Source organism: Aestuariivita sp. (assembly GCF_021404545.1).
Classification (GTDB): Bacteria; Pseudomonadota; Alphaproteobacteria; order Rhodobacterales; family Rhodobacteraceae; genus Aestuariivita.
Window position 1 is genome coordinate 1 of record NZ_JAAWWD010000107.1, and the last position, 1,402, is coordinate 1,402.

Genomic DNA, 1,402 nt, shown 5'->3' on the forward strand with positions numbered 1-1,402 from the left:
CGCATGTTATGCTTGCGGTGTCGAACAGTTTTTTGTGTTTGCCCGCACCGGCCGGCATACGAGCTGGCGCGCTGTCCCGTGGGCCCGGCGGTTGGTATAGGGGACCGCCACATAATACCGAACATGTTGCGGCGCGGGTTATGTTGCGACGGCGAGTCTCGCGTCGGCTCTGCAGGGGCGGACGGCCATCCGCGCAACATAATGTCAGCACAAAGCGGGGGACTTGGTGATGTCCCGCGATGCAGCGGAGCTGTCGCGTCGGCTCGCGCGGGACGCTGAGGCCGTGTGTCGGCATTACCTCCCCAACGGGCGGCGGCAGGGTCAGTACTGGACCGTCGGTGATGCGCGCAACACGCCGGGCCGGTCCATGTTCGTCCGGCTGAAGGGGCCTGAAGCGGGCCCCGGTGCTGCCGGTCATTGGACCGATGCCGCGACGGCCGAGCACGGCGACCTGCTCGACGTGATCCGGGAGAGCTGTGGCTTCACTTCGTTCGGCGATGTGGCCGAGGAGGCGCGGCGCTTCCTGAGCCTGCCGCGGGTCGACCTTGTCCAGACCATCAATCCTGAGCCTGCCCGCGCCGCCATGGGATCGCCGGAAGCGTCACGGCGGCTGATCGCCATGGCGCAGCGGATCCGAGGTACGCCGGTCGAGACCTATCTGGCCGGTCGCGGCATCGTGCCGGTCCACGATGCCGGGGCGCTGCGGTATCATCCGCGCTGCTACTATCGCCCGGGCGATGGGTCCCCGGCACGGAAGCGGCCGGCGATGATCGCCGAGGTCACCGACCTTGGCGGCACGATTACCGGCGCGCACCGCACCTGGCTCGCTCCGGACGGTTCCGGCAAGGCGAAGATCGGCACGCCGCGCCGGGCAATGGGCGAACTCCTCGGGCATGCCGTCCGCTTCGGCACCGCCAATGACGTTCTGGCCGTCGGCGAGGGGATCGAGACGATGCTGTCGCTGCGCCTGGCCCTGCCGGACATGCCGATGGCCGCGGCGTTGTCGGCGGGCCATCTTGGCGCGCTCGTGCTGCCACCGGCCCTGCGTCGCCTCTACATCGCCCGCGACACGGATGCCGCGGGCGACAGGGCCGTTGCAAGCCTGACCGAACGCGCGGTGGCGGCGGGTATCGAGGTGTTGGTGCTCTCACCGGCACTGGGTGACTTCAACGACGACCTGCAAGCCACCGGCCTCGACGATCTGCGGGCGGCACTGCGCCCACAGATCGCGCCCGAGGATGTCGCGCGGTTCATCCAAAACGGAACAACCGGGAGATGCTGACCGCGAATCCGCAGGGTCATTTGCCGTCCACGGCGCTGAGAATGAACCACCCCAGTGCTGTCAATGAAAACCTTTGGGGCCCTGGGCAAATGGGCCCTTCGCCCAGGGCCCCCGAAAACC

The 1,402-nt window shown here is 68.2% G+C and carries 1 protein-coding gene; it reads left to right on the forward strand.

Annotation, left to right across the window (positions count from 1 at the left end; all coding sequences use genetic code 11):
- Positions 1-229: 229 nt before the first annotated feature.
- Entirely contained in the window at positions 230-1,282 is a 1,053-nt protein-coding gene (locus tag HEP69_RS23665; RefSeq protein ID WP_290560966.1) for a toprim domain-containing protein, read from the forward strand.
- Positions 1,283-1,402 lie beyond the last annotated feature (120 nt).

Coding starts and splice junctions, on each gene's coding strand:
- HEP69_RS23665 (WP_290560966.1), top strand. CDS start 230: ATGTCCCGCGATGCAGCGGAGCTGTCGCGTCGGCTCGCGCGGGACGCT.